Consider the following 17,283-nt stretch of genomic DNA (forward strand, 5'->3'; position numbering starts at 1 on the left):
AATAAAATTTTGTAGAAAGGATAGGTAATTTAGCTTAATAATTATGAAATATTCATATAGTAAAAAAGACGTTTGGATGGAAAATAACCATTTTCTTATGTCGTTTATCGGCATTGTATAATTAACAATAATGCAAAACTTATTTAATATTGAACATTAAATAGCCGTGTTACTATAAGTTGGTAAAACGGTCTGTCACGTAGAAGTAACCATCCTTAGGGTGGTTACTTTTATGATTTTAGGGGCATTAAAAACTTAAGACTAATTTTAATTTTCATATAGATATTATCTTTTAAAATAATAAATATGTTGAGGGGTGAGTAAAGCATCTAAGGGTTGATCCCAACTTTGACGTTTTAAAGTATGTTCAATAAATTGAAATTGATGCGCCATTCCCAAACGATAAGGTCTATGTTTTGCACTAGCCAATGTACGGTCATAATAGCCGCCACCCATACCAATACGCGTACCGTAGTGATCACAAGCTAAAAGTGGCATTAACAGTAAATCAAGTTTTGATACATGTTTTCCTCTTGTTGCCATGGGTTCTTTCATACCCAATGGATGATGGGAAAAACGTCGATTTAAATATTGGTTTCTAGATATTTTTACCCAAGCTAAATGTTGATTCATAGAACAAATCATAGGTAAATAAACTTGTTTATTTTTTTTAAAACATAATTTTATGATCAGATCTGTATGAACTTCTCCGAAGGCATGCAGATATAAACCAATTTTTTTTGATGAATGAAAAATAGCAAGACTGTTTAAATGATGCAGAACATTAAGCTGAGCTTTTTTTTGCTCTAAGGGGGACAAAGAGCGTCTTTTAGATCTTAAATTTTTTCTAATAAAACTAAGTTCATTCATGCGTAAATCTAACAAAGATTTGAGATCAGTCGAGCAAAATTATACCTATTTTTCTTAAGATTTATGGAAATAGAGAACTAATTAAGAAATAACATTAAATTTACTTGATGCGAGGTATGTTCTTTAGCGATAAAAAATTCTATTTCTTTACGTATTACCAGTATTTATTTACATTTAATCAGATAAGAATATTTAAAAGGATGAATGTGAAATTGTTAAGCCTATGAAGTTAAAAATTTTAACCATTACAATAAGCGCCGTATTGATGCTAGGCGGGTGTACAAAACAAACAGAACCTGAAGCTGCTGAAGTTGACTATAAAGCTCAATTTGAAGAGTCTGACCGTAAAATTGGAGAGTTTTTAGATCAACTGGATAATCCGAATACGCCACAAGAAGTTAAAGTCAAAATCTTGTGCCATGATTATCCTGAGGTTTATAAGACCCAATATATGCCTGCATTAATTAAAATTTCACCTAAACCTTATACCGAAGAAAAATTATTGTCAGATTTGAAGAGTGCAACTGATTACTACAAAGATGCCTTTGCGATTCGGTGTAACCAATAATTAATTGATGTTTTAACTCTCAAAAAATCCGATAAGTGTGAATTGATTGGCATTATTAAGTTGTGGTAAATTTCATTTTGTCTTTATAGTTGCTAATTTAGGGGGTTCTAGATATGGAAATCTTGAAATTCTTACAGAGTTTTAATACGGTTGGTACATACTTAACGATTGCTTCAACTGTTTTAGCTGGGCTTATTATTTATTTTTACGTGATTAATCCAGCGTGATCTTTTAAAAAGAAATAGTAAGAAATCTTCTATTTCTTTTTTTATAATTAAATTTTGTTATAAATTTCAAACTATAAAAATAAGGTAGGGTCATGAAGTTTAAATTATTTTTTCTTAGTTTTTTAGCTTTAGGATGTCATGCCGACAACAATGTAAGTGATCCTGATATTTGTAATGTAGTAAAAAAAGTCGCTTATACTGTCATGGAAGCACGTCAAAAAAAAGTTCCATCTCAAGACTTGCAACAGATAGCGAATGGTCTTGAAGACCCAAAAGCCAAACAACTTTACCAAGATTTAATTAATTCAGCTTACTCTGCCAAAGTATTTAGAACCAGTTTCTTTAAACGAAAGGCAATAGAAGACTTTCAAACAGGCTGGTATGAAGAGTGTCTGAGTAGAAATAAGAAATAATATTAGAGAAGGTGGAGTAGATTAATCAGCTAAGCTGCAATTTAATGTTTAAAAAGAAAATTTTAGACTGAAAGGTCTGTATGGAAAGCTAAATTAAAATAAATATTTTGAATTTTTCTTAAAGTTAAAACTGAATGCTCCGAAGATGCCGCTGCATGTGTCGTTACCCTGAACCCGATGAGTTCAAGGTGGACGCGACGTATACTTGCTGGGTTTCCTACACGAAGGTAGGCATACACTCTAAATATACAGAACACATCCATAAGTTTAAGTATCGGCAGGGGAATAGACCCGCTGGCGAACATCCCAGAGACAGTTTAAGTATAACCGATCTGACCATGTTGGCAATCACCTAAACCTCTGGAACTGTAAACTTAGTTTGCGTTTGATGAAGCTTTGTACATTAACAGGCATAAAGTAATTTCAATTACGCTTAATAGTGCCAATAAAAAACGCCTTGCATCTATTATTCATAGAGCAAGGCGTTTTTGTATGGATAATTTATTTAAACAATTTGTTCAACATCATCCAATATTGTTTGCAGTAAACGTTCACAATGAGTGTATTCTTGCAAAGACTTATTAAGGCTTAGTACTTCTTGAGTCAATTGTAGAGCAACCATAATGACTAGTTTGTTGTGCTCAACACGTGGAGCACTACGACGCATCTCATTAAATTTCTCATTGAGAAGTTCTGCTGCACGTTCAAGTTCATCTTTTTTGTCTAAAGTAGTCGCGAGTCTAAAGGTCTGCTCAATCAGCCTAAGCTCTACCATGACTTGTTCACTCATGATTGGGTCTCCTCACCAGTTTCAGCATTAGGATGGGCAAGCTGCTGAATTTCTTGAGCATGCTGATCTTGAGCAGTGCCTAAAATTCCTAAACGTTGAATAATCGCTTCAACTTTTGATTTAGCAAGCTCATTTTTTTGTAACAAACGATCACGATCTTGTTGTAAATCATGGAGCTCTTGTTGGGTTTGACGCTGGTGGGCTTGTAACTTTTCTTTTGCAACACGTAATTCATTGCGCTCGGCAAGAATTTCTTGAAAACGATTTTTTAAATCAGTCGTACTTTTTTCTAATCGGCTATAACGTTCAGCAAGTGTGTTAGCATCCTGATTCAACTGTTGAAATTGACCTTTTAACTGAGATAGTTGCTCAGTTACTGACTCAATTTCCTCTTGTTTTTTAGTGATAATACTATTTTTTTGCACAACTTGTGCGTGATGCTCTGTTTCAGCCAGTTCTTTAGCTTCTGAGAGTGCCGCATGTTCACTCTCTAAATGATGTAAGCGTGTTTTTAATACGCTAATATGCGCTTGTAGCCGCTGTAATTGTTCTAACATAACGAGGTCGCACAGAATTGCAATCAAAGGTAATATATACAAAGTATAGAGATTGGATAAACGAATGCAAGACGATATTTCAGGCTGGACAGATTGGAACGCTCATTTTGAAGGAATTGAAGAAATTTCAAGCCCTAGTGAGTTACATGGTCTATTAACAGGTATTGTTTGTGTGACAGAAGCGCCAACGCGTGAACAATGGTCACAAATTTTAACAACCCTTAATGTGCCAGAGTTAAGTGAAGATGCTCTAACGCTTTTAACTGATGAAGCAGAAGATGTTATTCATGCGTTATCTGAAGATGAATTAGATTATTTACCTATGCTTCCTGACGATGACCATCTACTTCAAGAGCGTGTACAAGCTTTATCAGATTGGTGTGCAGGCGTTGTATTAGGTTTTGGATTGGCATCGGGTCATATTCGTCCAGATGAACTTGAGTTGATTGAGAACCTTCAAGATATTGCAGCAGTCGAATTTGAAGACTCTGACAATGATGAAGAAGGTGAAAGCAGCTACGAAGAGTTATATGAATTTGTACGCTTAATCCCTGTAAGTTTGTCTATTGGCAGAAAAAAAATTACTGTAGCTGAAAGTTCTTTATTGAAAAAATTTCATGCAAAAAGTAAATCTGCTGCTGTAGACACAGAACAAAATATTGTAGAAATGTTTACTCCACATCGCCCAAGCTAATTGAGGCGATGTGTTATTGGTTGTATTTTATTTTTTGACTTTAAAATTCTAAATTAAGTAGATCATTATGAAATTGCCTCAAGCTGATTTTCGACATCGTAGAGACCGTCTGGCAGAAAAAATGGGTCCAAACAGCATTGCAATTATTGCAACACGTGAGGAAATGTACCGTAATCGTGATGCGGATTATAAATTCCGTGCCGATAGTAGTTTTTTCTATTTGACGGGCTTCGCTGAGCCTGAGGCAGTTGCTGTTATTGAAACCTTCGAAGATGAAGACTATAGCTATAGTCTTTTTTGCCGTGAACGTAATCGCGAGATGGAAATCTGGAATGGTTTCCGTGCCGGAGTTGATGGTGCAGTTGAAGACTACGATGCTGATGAAGCATATGTAATTGATTTACTTGATGAAGAAATTATTGAAAAATTATTAAATAAAGAGCGTCTTTATTATCGGATTGGGCACGATGCTGAGTTTGACGCGCGCGTGAGCCAGTGGATTAAAAAAGCAGATGCCGAGCACCGACATGAAAACGCTCCCGCTCAATTGCTACAGCTTGACCGTATTGTTGATGAAATGCGTTTAGTTAAGTCACCACAAGAACTTGAGCTAATGCAAATTGCTGCAAATATTAGTGCTGAAGCGCATACGCGTGCGATGCAAACGGTACACCCAGAAATGATGGAATATGCTCTTGAAGCTGAACTCAATTATATTTTTGGGAAAAATGGCTGTGTTCCGTCTTATAACAGTATTGTAGGCGGTGGAGCTAATGCTTGTGTTTTACATTATGTTGAAAATAACAAGCCACTCAAAGATGGTGATTTAGTCTTAATTGATGCTGCATGTGAATATGAATTCTATGCTTCGGATATTACCCGTACTTTTCCGGTCAATGGTAAATTTAGTGCTGAGCAAAAAGCATTATATGAAGTTGTATTGGCTGCCCAATATGCAGCGATTGACGCAGTTCGTATTGGTAATTCATATCGTGAACCTCATGAAATAGCAGTTAAAATTTTAACTGAGGGTTTAGTTAATTTAGGTTTGCTCAAAGGTGATGTTAACGAACTCATCGAAACCGAAGCATACCGTCAGTTTTATATGCACGGCACAGGTCATTGGCTAGGTATGGATGTACACGATGTCGGGTCTTACAAAAAAGGTGAAGACTGGCGTCAATATGAAGAGGGTATGGTGATTACAGTTGAACCTGGTTTATACATTGCACCAGATGATGAAACTGTAGATGAAAAATGGCGTGGTATTGGTATTCGTATTGAAGATGATGTGGTCGCAACCTCGAAAGGACCACGAGTTTTAACTGCTAATGTGGTTAAAGATATTGCAGATATTGAACATTTAATGGCGCAAGCTAAAGCATAATTAAACGTATTCGCCAAAGGAGCAAAACTCGATGCAACAACAAGTGATTATTGTAGGTGGGGGAATGGTGGGTTTGAGCCTTTCACTCATGCTTGCGAAGGCTAATATTGCGGTAAAGCTATTAGAAGCTGTGAAATACCCAAACTATGATGATCACAATGTTGCTCCTTACCATTCGAGTTTTGATGCGCGTAATACGGCTTTATCGCGTCGTAGCGTACAGATTTATCAGAAGCTAGGGTTATGGGATGCATTACAGCAATATGCGACCCCAATTTTGCAAGTCCACATTACTGAGCAAGGTAGTTTTGGTAAAGCACGTTTAATTGCAGAACAAGAGAAAGTCGAAAGCTTTGGTCAGGTAATTGAAAATGCTTGGCTTGGGCGTGTGCTTTTAACTCAAGTGCGTCAACAACCTTTGATTGAACTCATTGATGGTGTACAGGTTACCGCTTTAACTCAAGATGCCGAGCAAGTACATATTGAAGCTTTGCGTGGTGAGGAAACCTTAAAACTTGAGTCAAAATTATTAATTGCGGCTGATGGACGCGATTCTTTTTGTCGTCAGGCAATTGGTGTGGGTGTTGATGTTCACGACTATGATCAGGTTGCAATTGTGACTACGGTTCAGACATCAAAACCTCATGAACAGGTAGGTTTTGAACGGTTTAGCGCATTAGGTCCTTTAGCCTTATTACCTTTACCAGGTGAGTACCGCCGCTCAGTGGTGTGGCCTGTTAAAAAAGGCACCGAAAATGAATGGTTGGGCGATGAAAATGACCAGCATTTCTTAAGTGCTTTACAACAAACTTACGGTGACCGAGCAGGTAAATTTGAAAAAACGGGTAAACGTTTTAGTTATTCGCTTTCGCAAGTGCTTGCACATAAACAAGCTGTTGGTCGCGTTATTCTAATGGGCAATGCAGCGCATACAATTCATCCGGTTGCAGGGCAAGGTTTTAATTTATGCCTACGTGATGCAGATGTTTTAGTACGTTATTTAGTGAACCAATTAACTACTTCTGATGATTTAGGTAACCCTGATAACTTACTTGCCTATGAGCAAGCTCGTTTATCAGATCAGCAGCGCGTAATTAAGTTCTGTGACACTGTAGTTCGTGGTTTTAGTAACCAAAATCCATTATTAAAATTAATTCGTAATACAGGATTAATTGCGTTTGATGTCATTCCAGGTGTAAAACCATTGGTGGCTAACTATGCAATGGGGTTAAAAGCATGAGTGAAGTGTTGGATGTCGTCATTGTTGGTGGTGGATTGGTTGGTGGTTTAACTGCTTTATTACTTGCGCAAGGCGGGGTACAACCCACAGTGCTTGATGCAGCTCCTGTGCTTGATGTTGAGAAAACATTAAGCGTGATGAATCCACGTGTTTTAGCACTTAGCCAAGCGACCATTCATTTGCTTAAAACGGTAAATGTTTGGGATGATCTTGCACGCCAAATGCCTTATACAGGCATGCAGGTCTGGAATCTTAATGGCTATGGTGAAATTAATTTTGGTCAAGACTCTGCACGTCAGCCTTTAGCTGAGCAAGCCTTGGGTTCAATGGTGGAACCCAGTGTACTGAACGTTGCTATTCAGCAAAAAATGTTGCAGCAGCTTACAGATTACCGTACTCAAGTGCGTGTTACGCGTATTGAGCAGGGTGTTGGATGTTGGCATATTCAATTAGCAGATGGTACTACACTTAAAACTAAACTGCTTATTGGTGCAGATGGTGCGAATTCATTTGTGCGCGAACAGGCTTTTATTGACCTTGATGTACTAGATTACAAACAAGCAGCCATTAGCTGTGCAATCAGAACAGCAAAGCCTCATCATTATGTTGCCCGCCAAATTTTCCTACCTACAGGACCTTTGGCATATTTACCAATGGCAAGTCTTGAAGAAACGGAAAATGGATATTGGCAATCGATTGTCTGGACACTACCAGATGATTATGCCGATGAATATTCAGCTTTAAACGATACCGCCTTTATGCAGCTTTTAACTCAAGAAAGCCAACACATGTTGGGTGAGGTGTTAGAGGTTCGTTCAAGAGCACAATTTCCACTCAAAGCTCGTGCTGCAAAACAATATGTAAAAGCAGGTTTAGCTTTGATTGGTGATGCGGCACATGTGATTCATCCACTTGCTGGGCAAGGGGTAAATATTGGCTGTCTTGATGCCGCAGTACTGTGTGATGTTTTGCTTCACGATTTAAACCGTGGTGTATGGGCACATGAGCAAACTTTATTGCGCTATGAACATCACCGTAAAGGTCAGAATGATGCAATGATGCATAGCATGTCGGCAATTGGTTGGCTTGAAAGCAGTGAGTTATTTCCAGTCGTGTGGGCTCGCAATATGGGGCTTAAGCAAGTTGAGCTGACACCGGTTTTAAAAGACCGATTTATGCAACAAGCAAATGGTTTAGGGGCTTTACAAAGTACCCGCTATAAGCATTAAAATATTTACTGGGTCTATACTCTACTGAGTGAATTAAATACCAGTAGATATTTTTTGAACAATCATTTATATATCATTACCAATTTGGTCATAAAAGATACGGAATTGACCAAATTGGCTCTTTGCTAAATGCAAAGAGGTTGCTAAATTTCTGAGGTCTTGGGACCATAGCAATGATGCAATAAAATCATTCTGGGGAGTGTGAAATGTCAGATATCAATGATTATGAAGATGCAGAAGATTCTGCTGTAGATGAAGATGAAGCGAAAGCAGCCGAAAGCGGTGCAGCTGATGAAGAAGCAGGCAGTTTGAGTGATACAGACCTTGCCGAAGCAGAAACGCTGACTGTAACGGCTAAACAGAAACAGCGCCAAGCGTTGGAAGATGAAGTTGCCGCATTTTTAGCTCGAGGTGGTAGAATTACCGAAGTTCCTCCTGATGAACATAGCGACCATTAATCTTAAAAAAGCATCACATGAGTGGTGCTTTTTTATTTGTATGAATTTATCAAAATAGGTTTAAGGCGAGCTTTGTAGTTCTTTTAAAATTCCACACTCATCCACTGTTCGATTGGTAGAGCAGTGCTGTTTTAAATCAATTAAAGATTCTTTTAAAAGTAATAATCGTTCAATTTTTTCAGTTACTTCATTTAAGTATTTATCTACTAAATTATCAATTTTCGTACATGCCTGTTTAGGTTGAGTTTTCATTTCTTTTAACGTTTTAATATCACTGAGTGATATATCTAATTCGCGGCAATGCTTAATAAACAATAGATCGTTGAGGGTCTGCTCGGTATAAACACGATAATTATTTTCTGAACGTTGAATACGGTCCAACACACCTACTTTTTCGTAATAACGGATCGTATCAATTGGAACATCCGCTTTTTTTGATAATTGACCAATAGAAAGACTCATAAGGCTTGACTCTGGAGCTACTCAAGGGTTTTTAATCACTATAAAAGAGTTCTTGAGGAAATAAAATGGCTGGATGTGGTTGTGCTTCAACATGTTCTCCTTCAAAGAAAGTGAGTCCACGTTTTAGAAAAGCGTTATGGATTGCTCTTGTGATCAATGCTTTGATGTTTGTGGTAGAAATATTGGGCGGTTATAAGGCTCAATCTGTTTCGCTATGGGCCGATGCATTAGATTTTGCCGGAGATGCAGCAAATTATGCATTATCTTTAGTTGTGCTTTCGATGAGTTTATATTGGCGCGCAACAGCTGCATTACTTAAAGGAATAACGATGGCCGCTTTCGGTATTTTTGTTATTGCAAAAGTGGTTTGGTCTTATTTTTATGGTGTTTCACCTGAACCAATGGTCATGGGAGCAATTGGCGTGATGGCTTTAATTGCTAACGTTTCAGTCGCACTTATGCTCTATGCGTACCGTGATGGAGATGCCAATATGCGTTCTGTTTGGTTGTGTAGCAGAAACGATTCTATTGCCAATATTGCTGTGATTTTAGCGGCCGTTGGCGTATTTGGAACAGGTAGTGTATTTCCAGATTTATTTGTTGCCTTTGTAATTGCGTACTTGGGTGTGTCTTCTGGTTACGCTGTCATAAAACAGTCTCAGCAAGAAAGAAAACAGTCAAAACTGGTGTTGGGTTCTCAAGCATAATTTTGACCGCATAAAAAGTACCATTCGGACATGGTACTTTTTACTGTTTGAATGCATTAGATGAGAAGCGATATTGCGATACTCCACATAACACAACCAATAATGAAATCTAAGATTTTCCATGCTTTAGGATTGATAAATAATGGTTTTAATAATCTTGCGCCATAACCTAAACTGAAAAAGAAAATCCAAGATGCAACAATGCTGCCTAAAGCAAAACTAATTTTGTCTTCTAGCTGAGTTGCAACTGAACCAATCAGAACAATGGTATCTAAATAGACATGTGGGTTAAGCCAAGTAAAGGCAAGACAGGTCACTAGTGCTTGAGTTAAAGTCTGTTTCTGGCTGCTATCAAGCTCCATACTCTGGGTGGTTTTTAAGGCAGCATAGAATGCTTTCGCACCGTAGACCAATAAAAACGTTGCCCCTAAATATTTAGCGACCGTAATTAAGATGGGTGATGCTGTCATGATTTCGGCAAAACCTAATACACCAAAAGCGATTAAAATCGAGTCGGACAGCGCACAAATTAAACATAGCCAAAATACGTATTGCTGTTTGAGTCCTTGTTTTAGAACAAAAGCATTTTGAGCTCCAATTGCTACAATAAGCCCGCTACCAATACCGAATCCTTTAAAAAATATACTAAGAGAGAACATAACAATAAGGTGGAAAAATCAGATGTGGGAATTATCTGACTTTTTCTTAAGAAATAAGTAAAATTAAGAATATTTAGGTTTGGCTAAAAAATATTTAGGTTCTATATGTTAGATAGCAAACAGTGTGAAGCTTTTCTTGCAGTAGCAGAAGTGGGTAGTTTTGATGCAGCAGGTGAACATTTATATATTACGCCCTCGGCAGTGTCCTTACGTGTGCAAGCTTTGGAAAAGTATTTAGGCCAAATTTTAATTATCCGTGGGCGCCCATGTGTACTCACACAAGCAGGGCAAACATTATTGCAACATTTACGTCATACGAGATTAATGGAGCAAAACTTATTACAAGGTTTGATGGGGAAATCATCTGAATCGGAATTCTATAAAATTGCTCTAGCGTCCAATGCAGATTCGCTAGCGACTTGGCTTTTACCGAGCATTCAGCAAACACTTTTTAAAGAAAAAATAGTCTTAGAACTAAAAATTGATGATCAATCGCATACGCATACTTTATTAGAAACAGGACAAGTCAACGCATGTATCTCGGCAGAAGAGCAGGTCATGTCAGGCTGTTTAGCTCAACCACTTGGGAAAATGCGTTATAAAATGTTGGCTTCTGCTGAATTTGCAGCTGACTGGTTTAAATATGGCGTAAACCGCGAAACTTTAAGAAATGCACCAGCTGTAATTTTCAACCATAAAGATCTTATGCATTCAGAGGTATTACTGAAATATTATGGTTTGCCTTTGCAGAGTTATCCTTATAGTTTTATTCCTGCTACAGATGCCTTTGTGAAAGCGATTCAATTAGGTTTGGGATATGGCATGGTACCCGAGCTTCAGGTTCAATCTTTGTTAACCAATGGAACTTTAGTGGATGTTATACCTGAGGCTGAGCTCGACATTCCGTTATATTGGCACCATTGGAAAAGGCAGTCTAAACAGTTAGATGCACTAGCAGAGACTATTGTGGAGTCAGCAAAACATATATTGAGATAGATTTTACACATTTCTTTTTAAATGACGATTGGAAATATGCTGAATATAAAACTCTATATCATGTGCTGAGTAACCTAAAAGTTGTCCAATTCTTCGTTCAAGCTCTATGCGTTTTTCAAAATTAGTTTCTTTAAATAAAGTTTCAATACACATCATGAGTTCATTTAAATCTGCTAAAGCTGCATCTTTATAGATCAGCATAATTGAAAAGGGTAAAGGTAGAGAAGTTTCAATATCTTTACTCAGCATTGATAAAGTACCTCGTTCGAGATGCTTTAAAAAACTGACAGGTAATAGATCGTAAAATAGAGCTATAGGTTTTTTGCCTGAAAGTAATAATTCTAGCTCTTGTCCTTCATGAGGACCAAGTTTGCCCATTTGTTCAGTCACATTAGTACTCTTATTCTTATATTTTATTATGCAAAATTAACAGATAGTGATGACAAAGAGTCTGTGTCATCACCATATCTAATTAAAAAAATTAAGATTGTGTTAACTCGAGCGCACGTTGATAAGCGACTTTCTTCTTAATTCCTGTTAAATCGGCAGCGAGTTGAGATGCTGCTTTAACAGATAAGTCTTGAAGTAAACGCTTTAAAAGTTCATCTAGTTTTTCTTGTTCTAGATCTGTTTTTGCAGCTGCACCACCCACAACCACTACAATTTCACCTTTTTCTTGGTTGTGGTCGTTTTCAATGAAGCTGACCAAATCTTTTAAGGTCATTTTTTTGATGGTTTCAAAGGTTTTGGTAATTTCACGTGCAAACCCTACTGGACGGTCTTCACCAAATACCTGAGCCATATCTTTAATAGACTCTAAAATACGATGGGGTGCTTCATAGAAAATTAAGGTCTGGGTTTCATTCTTAAGTTTTTCTAATTGAGAAATACGTTGTGAAGCTCTAGATGGTAAAAATCCTTCAAAGCTAAAACGATCACTCGGTAAACCTACTGCACTTAAAGCAGCAATAGCAGCACATGCGCCTGGCACTGGAACAACTTTAATACCGTTCTCTTGAGCAGCACGGACTAATTTAAAGCCTGGATCACTGATGAGTGGTGTACCTGCATCGCTAATTAAAGCAACGCTATCGCCCGCAAGTAATTTTTGAACTAACTGCTCAATTTTATTGCTTTCATTGTGGTCATGGCATGCAGTAAGTTGAGTCGATATATTATAGTGCTTAAATAATTGTGCTGATTGGCGAGTATCTTCGGCAGCTACAATAGAAACTGATTTTAAAATATCAATTGCACGGAAAGTCATATCATCTAAGTGCCCGATTGGGGTGGCTACAACAAATAACTGAGCACTCATTTGGTCTTACTCCGTACAGATAAACAATTTTAATCGGGTAGTTTACCCGAAATTATGATTTGGGCGTGAACAATGTCTGCTAGCTTGGGCTTTTCGAAAATGATCTGATTTTCATTTGTTCGATTTAGTTCTGATATGTCAGATGAATTTCAGAAAATAACTTACGTATAAAAACATCTAGAGATGCTTTTCATTGGGGAAAATAAAAATGTTATTAGCGCAGCAGTTGGGGAAATGGGCAGAGCAAACTGCTTTAAACCTTTTACAAGCACAAAACTATGTATGGGTCACAAGTAATTACCATTCACGCCGTGGTGAAGTGGATTTAATCGTCAAAAGAGGGCAAGAGTTAGTTTTTGTTGAAGTAAAAGCACGCACTATAGGAAATTATGGACAAGCTTGTGAAATGGTAACGTGGACAAAACAAAAGAAAATTATCAAAACTGCGATGCGTTTTTTACAGCGCTATCCATCTTATCAGGATTTTTATTGTCGTTTTGATGTGATTTGTTTTGATTTTCCACAGAAAATTGCAAAAACAGTACAGCATGACTTTTCAAAATTCCATTATGATCTGCAATGGATCGAAAATGCATTTACTTTGGATTAAGAGTTCATTACTCTTTTGAGCAAATTTAAGTCTGATGCTTTATGATCAAGCCAAGAAATTGATAGGAGTCTGGTGGAGTGTTAAACCGTATTGCTGTAACAATGCTTTGTGTCGCAAGTTTATCAGGTTGCGCAAGTTTTATTTCTGGTGGAACAGGCACAGCTCCAGTGGGCACAGATAGCGGTGTCCGCAGTCTAGGCCAAGTATTCATTGACTCTTCAATTAAACGTACAGCCAATATCAACATTTATAAACTTGATCAACGTTTCAAGCAGTCACGTATTAATATCGAAAGCTTCCATAGTACAGTTTTATTAACTGGCCAAGTGCCAGACCCGTACTTGAAACAATTGGCAGAAGACAATCTTAAAGCCATGAGTGATGTGAAAGCTGTACATAACTATATTACGGTGGGTAACAAAGTTAGCTATAACACCATCATGCAAGATGCGGGTGTAACAGCAAATACGCGTGCTCTTTTAATGAAGGCACCTGTAGTTTCTGATAGTAAGGTTCTGGTACATACCGAAGACGGTGTACTTTATGTAATGGGACGTTTAAATACAGCTGAAATTAATGATTTAAATAACGTCTTACAAAACGTCGGTAACGTTACCAAAATTGTCACTTTAATTGATAACGTTGATTTGGCGCCTGCACCAGCTGCAAGTACGGGTAGTGCAACAACTACACCGATTATTAATAACGTCATTGCTCAACCAACAGTTCAAACACCTGTTGCAATTGATCCTGACCAAACAGATCCTGCTTCGACTGCACAGTAATATATGAATCTGATTGAACAACTACAAAGCAAAATTGAACAGGCGCGAACTCTCTATAAAGAGTTCCGCCTGTATGATTTGGGGAGTTTTGCTTTAAACCGCTTTACGCCAAAAGATGGTTTTGAACAGGTTCCAAATGTTCGTTATGGCCTAAAGCCTCGCCACCGTTTGGATGTTTACCGGTCTGTTAAAAAGCTAACTCATCAGCCTCTCATTGTTTTTGTGCATGGCGGGGCTTGGCAACATGGTAATAAACGAGATTATCTTTTTATTGGTGAGACATTTGCCAAAGAAGGTTATGACGTTGCTGTTATTAACTACCAGTTAGCACCTAAAAATATTTTCCCAAGTTTTGTTGATGACTTAACTCAGGCATTGAATTATTTGCATCAAAATCAGGGAAAACTGGAAATTTCTACAGAAAATATTGTACTTATGGGGCATTCGGCAGGGGCATTTAATGTGATGTCTGCTGTTTATCACCCTGATTCAACTAAAATTGAGTGTTTAGGGAAAATTAAGGCAATAATCGGTTTAGCTGGCCCATATCATTTTGACTATAAAGGTGATCCACTGGCCGAAGATGCTTTTGATCAAAGCACCTCTTATAAAGAAGTCATGCCATATTATTTCGTTAATCAAAATAATATTAAACATTACCTTTTAATGGCTGAAAACGATCAGATTGTAAAAAAACACAATACTTTAGATATGGATCAAGCGCTTAGAGAGAAGGGTAATCACAGCCATATCGCCGTGATTCCTAAAACTGGACATATTACAATTTTGGCCAGCCTTTCTAGTTTTATTAGTCATTATTTCAGGACTAAAAGAACGATCTTACATTTTCTTGAAGAAGTGTTTTAAACGATATTCTCGTTTAAAACACAACAGATTACCCAGCTTGGGTAATCTGCATAATCATTGAATGAGCAATACTACCTTTAAATGGAATTTCAGGTAATTGATCAATTTTGAAGAATTGTGCATCTGCAATTTCTTCTTCTTGCAGCTTAATTTCACCAGACTCATATTCTGCTCGAAACGCAACCATAAGGTTACTCGGGAAAGGCCAAGGCTGACTTGACATATATTGAATATTTTTGAGTCTTAGGCCTACTTCTTCAAAAGCTTCACGTTGTACCGCTTCTTCAAGCGTCTCACCAACTTCAACAAAACCTGCAATCAAACCATACATATTGGTTTTATTGTGGACTGACTTCGCCAGCAAGATTTCATCATCACCTCGAGTAATGACGGTAATTATGCATGGGTTTACGCGAGGATATTGATGATAGCGACAAGATGGGCACACCATTGCATATTCAGTTGGATGAACTTCTGTCGGGTGTCCGCAGTGACTACAAAACTTATGATTGCGTCGCCATTCAAGTAACTGTACAGCACGGCTCGCTTGCAAAAACTGTTCTTTCGACCAACTTGTAATGAGTTGGCGAATTGGAACCAGTTGTAAGCCTTCTGGTATAGCTTCCTCAGCAAGCAAGTCACGTGCAATGACCTGCTCATCATGAGTGAAAAGTAAATCACTTGCTAACTTTTCGACTTTGGGTAGTTGAAGGTTTTGATCAACCAGTAATTGTTGATGATGGAAAATATAAGCAAGTGATAATTCAGACATTAAGCTGCCTTTTTTTGAAGTTGTTGACTACTCGACAATGCTACATTAAACATGGATTGTAGAACAGGTTGTTTATTTTTTAAATTGTCAACCAACATGTCAAGGCCTGCTAATACGTTAAAAATACAGTGAATTTGGTCTGTATTAAACGGCTGGTTTTGTTCAAGTTGTTGTTGAACAAATTGAGCAGTTTGAAGTAAAGCATCTTGTTGAATTGTGCTTCCTAGAAATTCGGCTGCGCCAGCTAGCTCTTTTAATGAACCTGCAATTGCTTCAATATTTTGTGTCTGATCATTTGCATACAACGTAAGACTCTGACAAATGAAATCAATTAAATTTTTTGTCTCGGTGAGTAAGGCTTGATGTGCCTCATCAAGGCGATCTAAAGAAATATTTGTATTGTTCACATTAAGCTGTAAACGACTAGACGTATATTGGCGTACCAAAATACCAATTGAGTTCATGGCAGACAAAATGCTGTCCATAAGCTGCTGAGCATAGTTTTCATTACTTAATATATTGAGCTGACTTAAACTATTTGCCTGTTGAGATAGTTCAGATGCAGCTTCATCAAGATTAAGCAGTTTAAATGTATAGGCTAATTGCAAAAGGCTCGTTTGTAATTGTTGTGCTTTTTCAGTCGACATATTTTGATAGTTATATTCAATATCGTTACGCACTTTGTTCATTTCGCTCAATATTAATTGGCTGACTGTGTGCATGGTGTCAAAGTCAGGCCCATAAAGATGACGGCTTAAAACGAGCAATTGAGTGTCTGTAGGTATTTCTTCACCGATATGGAGTTGGTTGCGAATATGGTGAGCAACCTCATCTTCTTGAGCGATAACTATACTTAAAATATCTGCAAGTGCAGCCAAATCAGGCTTAAAAGTTTCAGGACTTGTTAAAAACTGACCAATATAACTTTCAATATTAATGAGTACACGTAGGCGTGAATCATTTAAAAGCAGGTTATCAATATGGCCGAAAGCATAATTTACGAGTTGCCAATATTGTTGGCTTGGCTGATGGTTTGCCATGCTGACCAAATAGGTACCAATAAGTTTAAAAGCTTGAAAATTATGATTAGCTTCTGTCTTGTTTAAAAATTGATGTAGAGATAGCTTATAGAGTTGATGAATAAACTGAGTTGTTTCATTAATCAATACTTCTGGTAATGGGAGTTCAAGTGCAGTATTTGCAAGTAAAGGAGCAATCGCTTGTCCAGAAGATGTCAGTGGTTTATTTAAAGCTAATTCTAAATTGTTTAATGTATTAAGAAGAAACTGAGGTACTTGTAATTCACGCAAACAGATAAACTCAATATACCGTTTTACCATGGTCGTGCCTTCACTCAGTGCAACCACATCATTGGTGTTAATTTGTGTTGGCTTCGCAATAATTTTTTGCATCAGCTCAGTTGAATATTGAGTGATTTTTGCAAGATAGGGGATATCAATTAAACGGAGGACTTGAGTGCATTGCTTAAATTGTTCTAATGCATCATCAATACCGAAAGGGAGTGTTTGTTCTTCAATTAAAGTACTTACTGCGCCTTCAACCAGTTTTATTGAACGATCAATTTCATGTTTAATGATGAGTAAAGCTGTTGGATCGAAATGAATCGAAGTATGCTCAGACATAAACGTTCCCCTTTGCAAAAAAATCAATTGT

The 17,283-nt window shown here is 37.4% G+C and carries 22 protein-coding genes and 1 other RNA gene; 13 read left to right on the plus strand and 10 right to left on the minus strand.

Annotated elements, in window-relative coordinates; all coding sequences use genetic code 11:
• Nucleotides 1-285: 285 nt before the first annotated feature.
• Nucleotides 286-870, minus strand: a complete 585-nt coding sequence (locus QLG01_RS01210) for a 5-formyltetrahydrofolate cyclo-ligase (RefSeq protein ID WP_282495645.1) — start codon at nucleotides 868-870, stop codon at nucleotides 286-288.
• Nucleotides 871-1,093: 223 nt separating this feature from the next.
• On the opposite strand from QLG01_RS01210, the gene QLG01_RS01215 reads away from it, so the two are divergent.
• The 3 genes from QLG01_RS01215 to QLG01_RS01225 all read left to right on the plus strand — a co-directional run bounded on the left by QLG01_RS01215 (nucleotide 1,094) and on the right by QLG01_RS01225 (nucleotide 2,078).
• Nucleotides 1,094-1,438: a hypothetical protein gene (locus tag QLG01_RS01215; protein WP_005303401.1), complete on the plus strand. Its 345-nt coding sequence runs from the start codon at nucleotides 1,094-1,096 to the stop codon at nucleotides 1,436-1,438.
• A gap of 113 nt (nucleotides 1,439-1,551) precedes the next feature.
• Nucleotides 1,552-1,665 carry a hypothetical protein gene (locus QLG01_RS01220; protein ID WP_004793930.1) on the plus strand — a complete coding sequence of 38 codons (114 nt, stop codon included), beginning with the start codon at nucleotides 1,552-1,554 and terminating at the stop codon, nucleotides 1,663-1,665.
• Nucleotides 1,666-1,757: 92 nt separating this feature from the next.
• Complete coding sequence (locus tag QLG01_RS01225; protein ID WP_252060263.1) at nucleotides 1,758-2,078, plus strand: hypothetical protein; 321 nt, start codon at nucleotides 1,758-1,760, stop codon at nucleotides 2,076-2,078.
• Between the two features lie 132 nt (nucleotides 2,079-2,210).
• On the opposite strand, the gene ssrS is transcribed toward QLG01_RS01225, so the two are convergent.
• The 3 genes from ssrS to QLG01_RS01240 all read right to left on the minus strand — a co-directional run bounded on the left by ssrS (nucleotide 2,211) and on the right by QLG01_RS01240 (nucleotide 3,425).
• A non-coding RNA gene (gene ssrS, locus QLG01_RS01230) (6S RNA) lies at nucleotides 2,211-2,394 on the minus strand.
• A gap of 189 nt (nucleotides 2,395-2,583) precedes the next feature.
• On the minus strand, nucleotides 2,584-2,868 hold the full coding sequence (locus tag QLG01_RS01235) for a cell division protein ZapA (protein ID WP_003652859.1): 285 nt from the start codon (nucleotides 2,866-2,868) through the stop codon (nucleotides 2,584-2,586).
• Nucleotides 2,865-3,425: a hypothetical protein gene (locus QLG01_RS01240; protein WP_003652857.1), complete on the minus strand. Its 561-nt coding sequence runs from the start codon at nucleotides 3,423-3,425 to the stop codon at nucleotides 2,865-2,867. The genes QLG01_RS01235 and QLG01_RS01240 overlap by 4 nt, the downstream gene beginning before the upstream one ends.
• A gap of 64 nt (nucleotides 3,426-3,489) precedes the next feature.
• On the opposite strand from QLG01_RS01240, the gene QLG01_RS01245 reads away from it, so the two are divergent.
• From QLG01_RS01245 to QLG01_RS01265, 5 genes are all read left to right on the plus strand, one after another.
• Complete coding sequence (locus QLG01_RS01245) at nucleotides 3,490-4,119, plus strand: UPF0149 family protein (RefSeq protein WP_013198594.1); 630 nt, start codon at nucleotides 3,490-3,492, stop codon at nucleotides 4,117-4,119.
• 67 nt (nucleotides 4,120-4,186) lie between these two features.
• Nucleotides 4,187-5,506 (plus strand): Xaa-Pro aminopeptidase, encoded by a 1,320-nt coding sequence (gene pepP, locus QLG01_RS01250; protein ID WP_151767175.1) that lies wholly within the window; start codon nucleotides 4,187-4,189, stop codon nucleotides 5,504-5,506.
• A 31-nt stretch (nucleotides 5,507-5,537) separates the two neighbouring features.
• Nucleotides 5,538-6,746 carry an FAD-dependent monooxygenase gene (locus QLG01_RS01255; protein WP_282495646.1) on the plus strand — a complete coding sequence of 403 codons (1,209 nt, stop codon included), beginning with the start codon at nucleotides 5,538-5,540 and terminating at the stop codon, nucleotides 6,744-6,746.
• Entirely contained in the window at nucleotides 6,743-7,975 is a 1,233-nt protein-coding gene (locus QLG01_RS01260) for an FAD-dependent monooxygenase (protein ID WP_282495647.1), read from the plus strand. Before QLG01_RS01255 ends, QLG01_RS01260 begins: the two co-directional genes overlap by 4 nt.
• Before the next feature lie 206 nt (nucleotides 7,976-8,181).
• The gene (locus tag QLG01_RS01265; RefSeq protein ID WP_005303414.1) at nucleotides 8,182-8,433 is read left to right on the plus strand and encodes a hypothetical protein; all 252 of its coding nucleotides are present in this window, start codon (nucleotides 8,182-8,184) and stop codon (nucleotides 8,431-8,433) included.
• Nucleotides 8,434-8,493: 60 nt separating this feature from the next.
• Here the strand turns inward: QLG01_RS01265 and QLG01_RS01270 are convergent, their stop codons facing one another.
• Entirely contained in the window at nucleotides 8,494-8,895 is a 402-nt protein-coding gene (locus tag QLG01_RS01270; RefSeq protein ID WP_282495648.1) for a MerR family transcriptional regulator, read from the minus strand.
• A 65-nt stretch (nucleotides 8,896-8,960) separates the two neighbouring features.
• Here QLG01_RS01270 and QLG01_RS01275 point away from each other — a divergent pair, with 65 nt between their 5' ends.
• Nucleotides 8,961-9,602 (plus strand): cation diffusion facilitator family transporter, encoded by a 642-nt coding sequence (locus tag QLG01_RS01275; protein WP_151767178.1) that lies wholly within the window; start codon nucleotides 8,961-8,963, stop codon nucleotides 9,600-9,602.
• Between the two features lie 56 nt (nucleotides 9,603-9,658).
• On the opposite strand, the gene QLG01_RS01280 is transcribed toward QLG01_RS01275, so the two are convergent.
• Nucleotides 9,659-10,261 (minus strand): LysE/ArgO family amino acid transporter, encoded by a 603-nt coding sequence (locus QLG01_RS01280; RefSeq protein ID WP_004793913.1) that lies wholly within the window; start codon nucleotides 10,259-10,261, stop codon nucleotides 9,659-9,661.
• A 105-nt stretch (nucleotides 10,262-10,366) separates the two neighbouring features.
• Here QLG01_RS01280 and QLG01_RS01285 point away from each other — a divergent pair, with 105 nt between their 5' ends.
• Nucleotides 10,367-11,257, plus strand: coding sequence for a LysR family transcriptional regulator ArgP (locus QLG01_RS01285; RefSeq protein WP_267531008.1), 891 nt, complete (start codon nucleotides 10,367-10,369; stop codon nucleotides 11,255-11,257).
• A 3-nt stretch (nucleotides 11,258-11,260) separates the two neighbouring features.
• Here the strand turns inward: QLG01_RS01285 and QLG01_RS01290 are convergent, their stop codons facing one another.
• Together QLG01_RS01290 and rsmI are read right to left on the minus strand one after the other, a co-directional pair.
• On the minus strand, nucleotides 11,261-11,647 hold the full coding sequence (locus QLG01_RS01290; protein ID WP_267531007.1) for a hemin receptor: 387 nt from the start codon (nucleotides 11,645-11,647) through the stop codon (nucleotides 11,261-11,263).
• 91 nt (nucleotides 11,648-11,738) lie between these two features.
• Nucleotides 11,739-12,575: a 16S rRNA (cytidine(1402)-2'-O)-methyltransferase gene (gene rsmI, locus QLG01_RS01295; protein WP_009390409.1), complete on the minus strand. Its 837-nt coding sequence runs from the start codon at nucleotides 12,573-12,575 to the stop codon at nucleotides 11,739-11,741.
• A 208-nt stretch (nucleotides 12,576-12,783) separates the two neighbouring features.
• Between rsmI and QLG01_RS01300 the strand changes: the two genes are divergently transcribed.
• The 3 genes from QLG01_RS01300 (at nucleotide 12,784) to QLG01_RS01310 (ending at nucleotide 14,837) form a co-directional block, all read left to right on the plus strand.
• Entirely contained in the window at nucleotides 12,784-13,185 is a 402-nt protein-coding gene (locus QLG01_RS01300; RefSeq protein WP_003652834.1) for a YraN family protein, read from the plus strand.
• Nucleotides 13,186-13,262: 77 nt separating this feature from the next.
• The gene (locus tag QLG01_RS01305; RefSeq protein WP_282495649.1) at nucleotides 13,263-13,970 is read left to right on the plus strand and encodes a BON domain-containing protein; all 708 of its coding nucleotides are present in this window, start codon (nucleotides 13,263-13,265) and stop codon (nucleotides 13,968-13,970) included.
• Nucleotides 13,971-13,973: 3 nt separating this feature from the next.
• Nucleotides 13,974-14,837: an alpha/beta hydrolase gene (locus QLG01_RS01310; RefSeq protein WP_004641862.1), complete on the plus strand. Its 864-nt coding sequence runs from the start codon at nucleotides 13,974-13,976 to the stop codon at nucleotides 14,835-14,837.
• Between the two features lie 28 nt (nucleotides 14,838-14,865).
• Here the strand turns inward: QLG01_RS01310 and nudC are convergent, their stop codons facing one another.
• Entirely contained in the window at nucleotides 14,866-15,609 is a 744-nt protein-coding gene (gene nudC, locus QLG01_RS01315) for an NAD(+) diphosphatase (protein ID WP_282495650.1), read from the minus strand.
• Nucleotides 15,609-17,252, minus strand: a complete 1,644-nt coding sequence (locus QLG01_RS01320) for a chemotaxis protein (RefSeq protein ID WP_282495651.1) — start codon at nucleotides 17,250-17,252, stop codon at nucleotides 15,609-15,611. The genes nudC and QLG01_RS01320 overlap by 1 nt, the downstream gene beginning before the upstream one ends.
• Between the last annotated feature and the right edge of the window lie 31 nt (nucleotides 17,253-17,283).

Origin of the sequence: Acinetobacter sp. V89_4, assembly GCF_029967875.1 — a bacterium.
GTDB classification, from domain to species: Bacteria; Pseudomonadota; Gammaproteobacteria; order Pseudomonadales; family Moraxellaceae; genus Acinetobacter; species Acinetobacter oleivorans.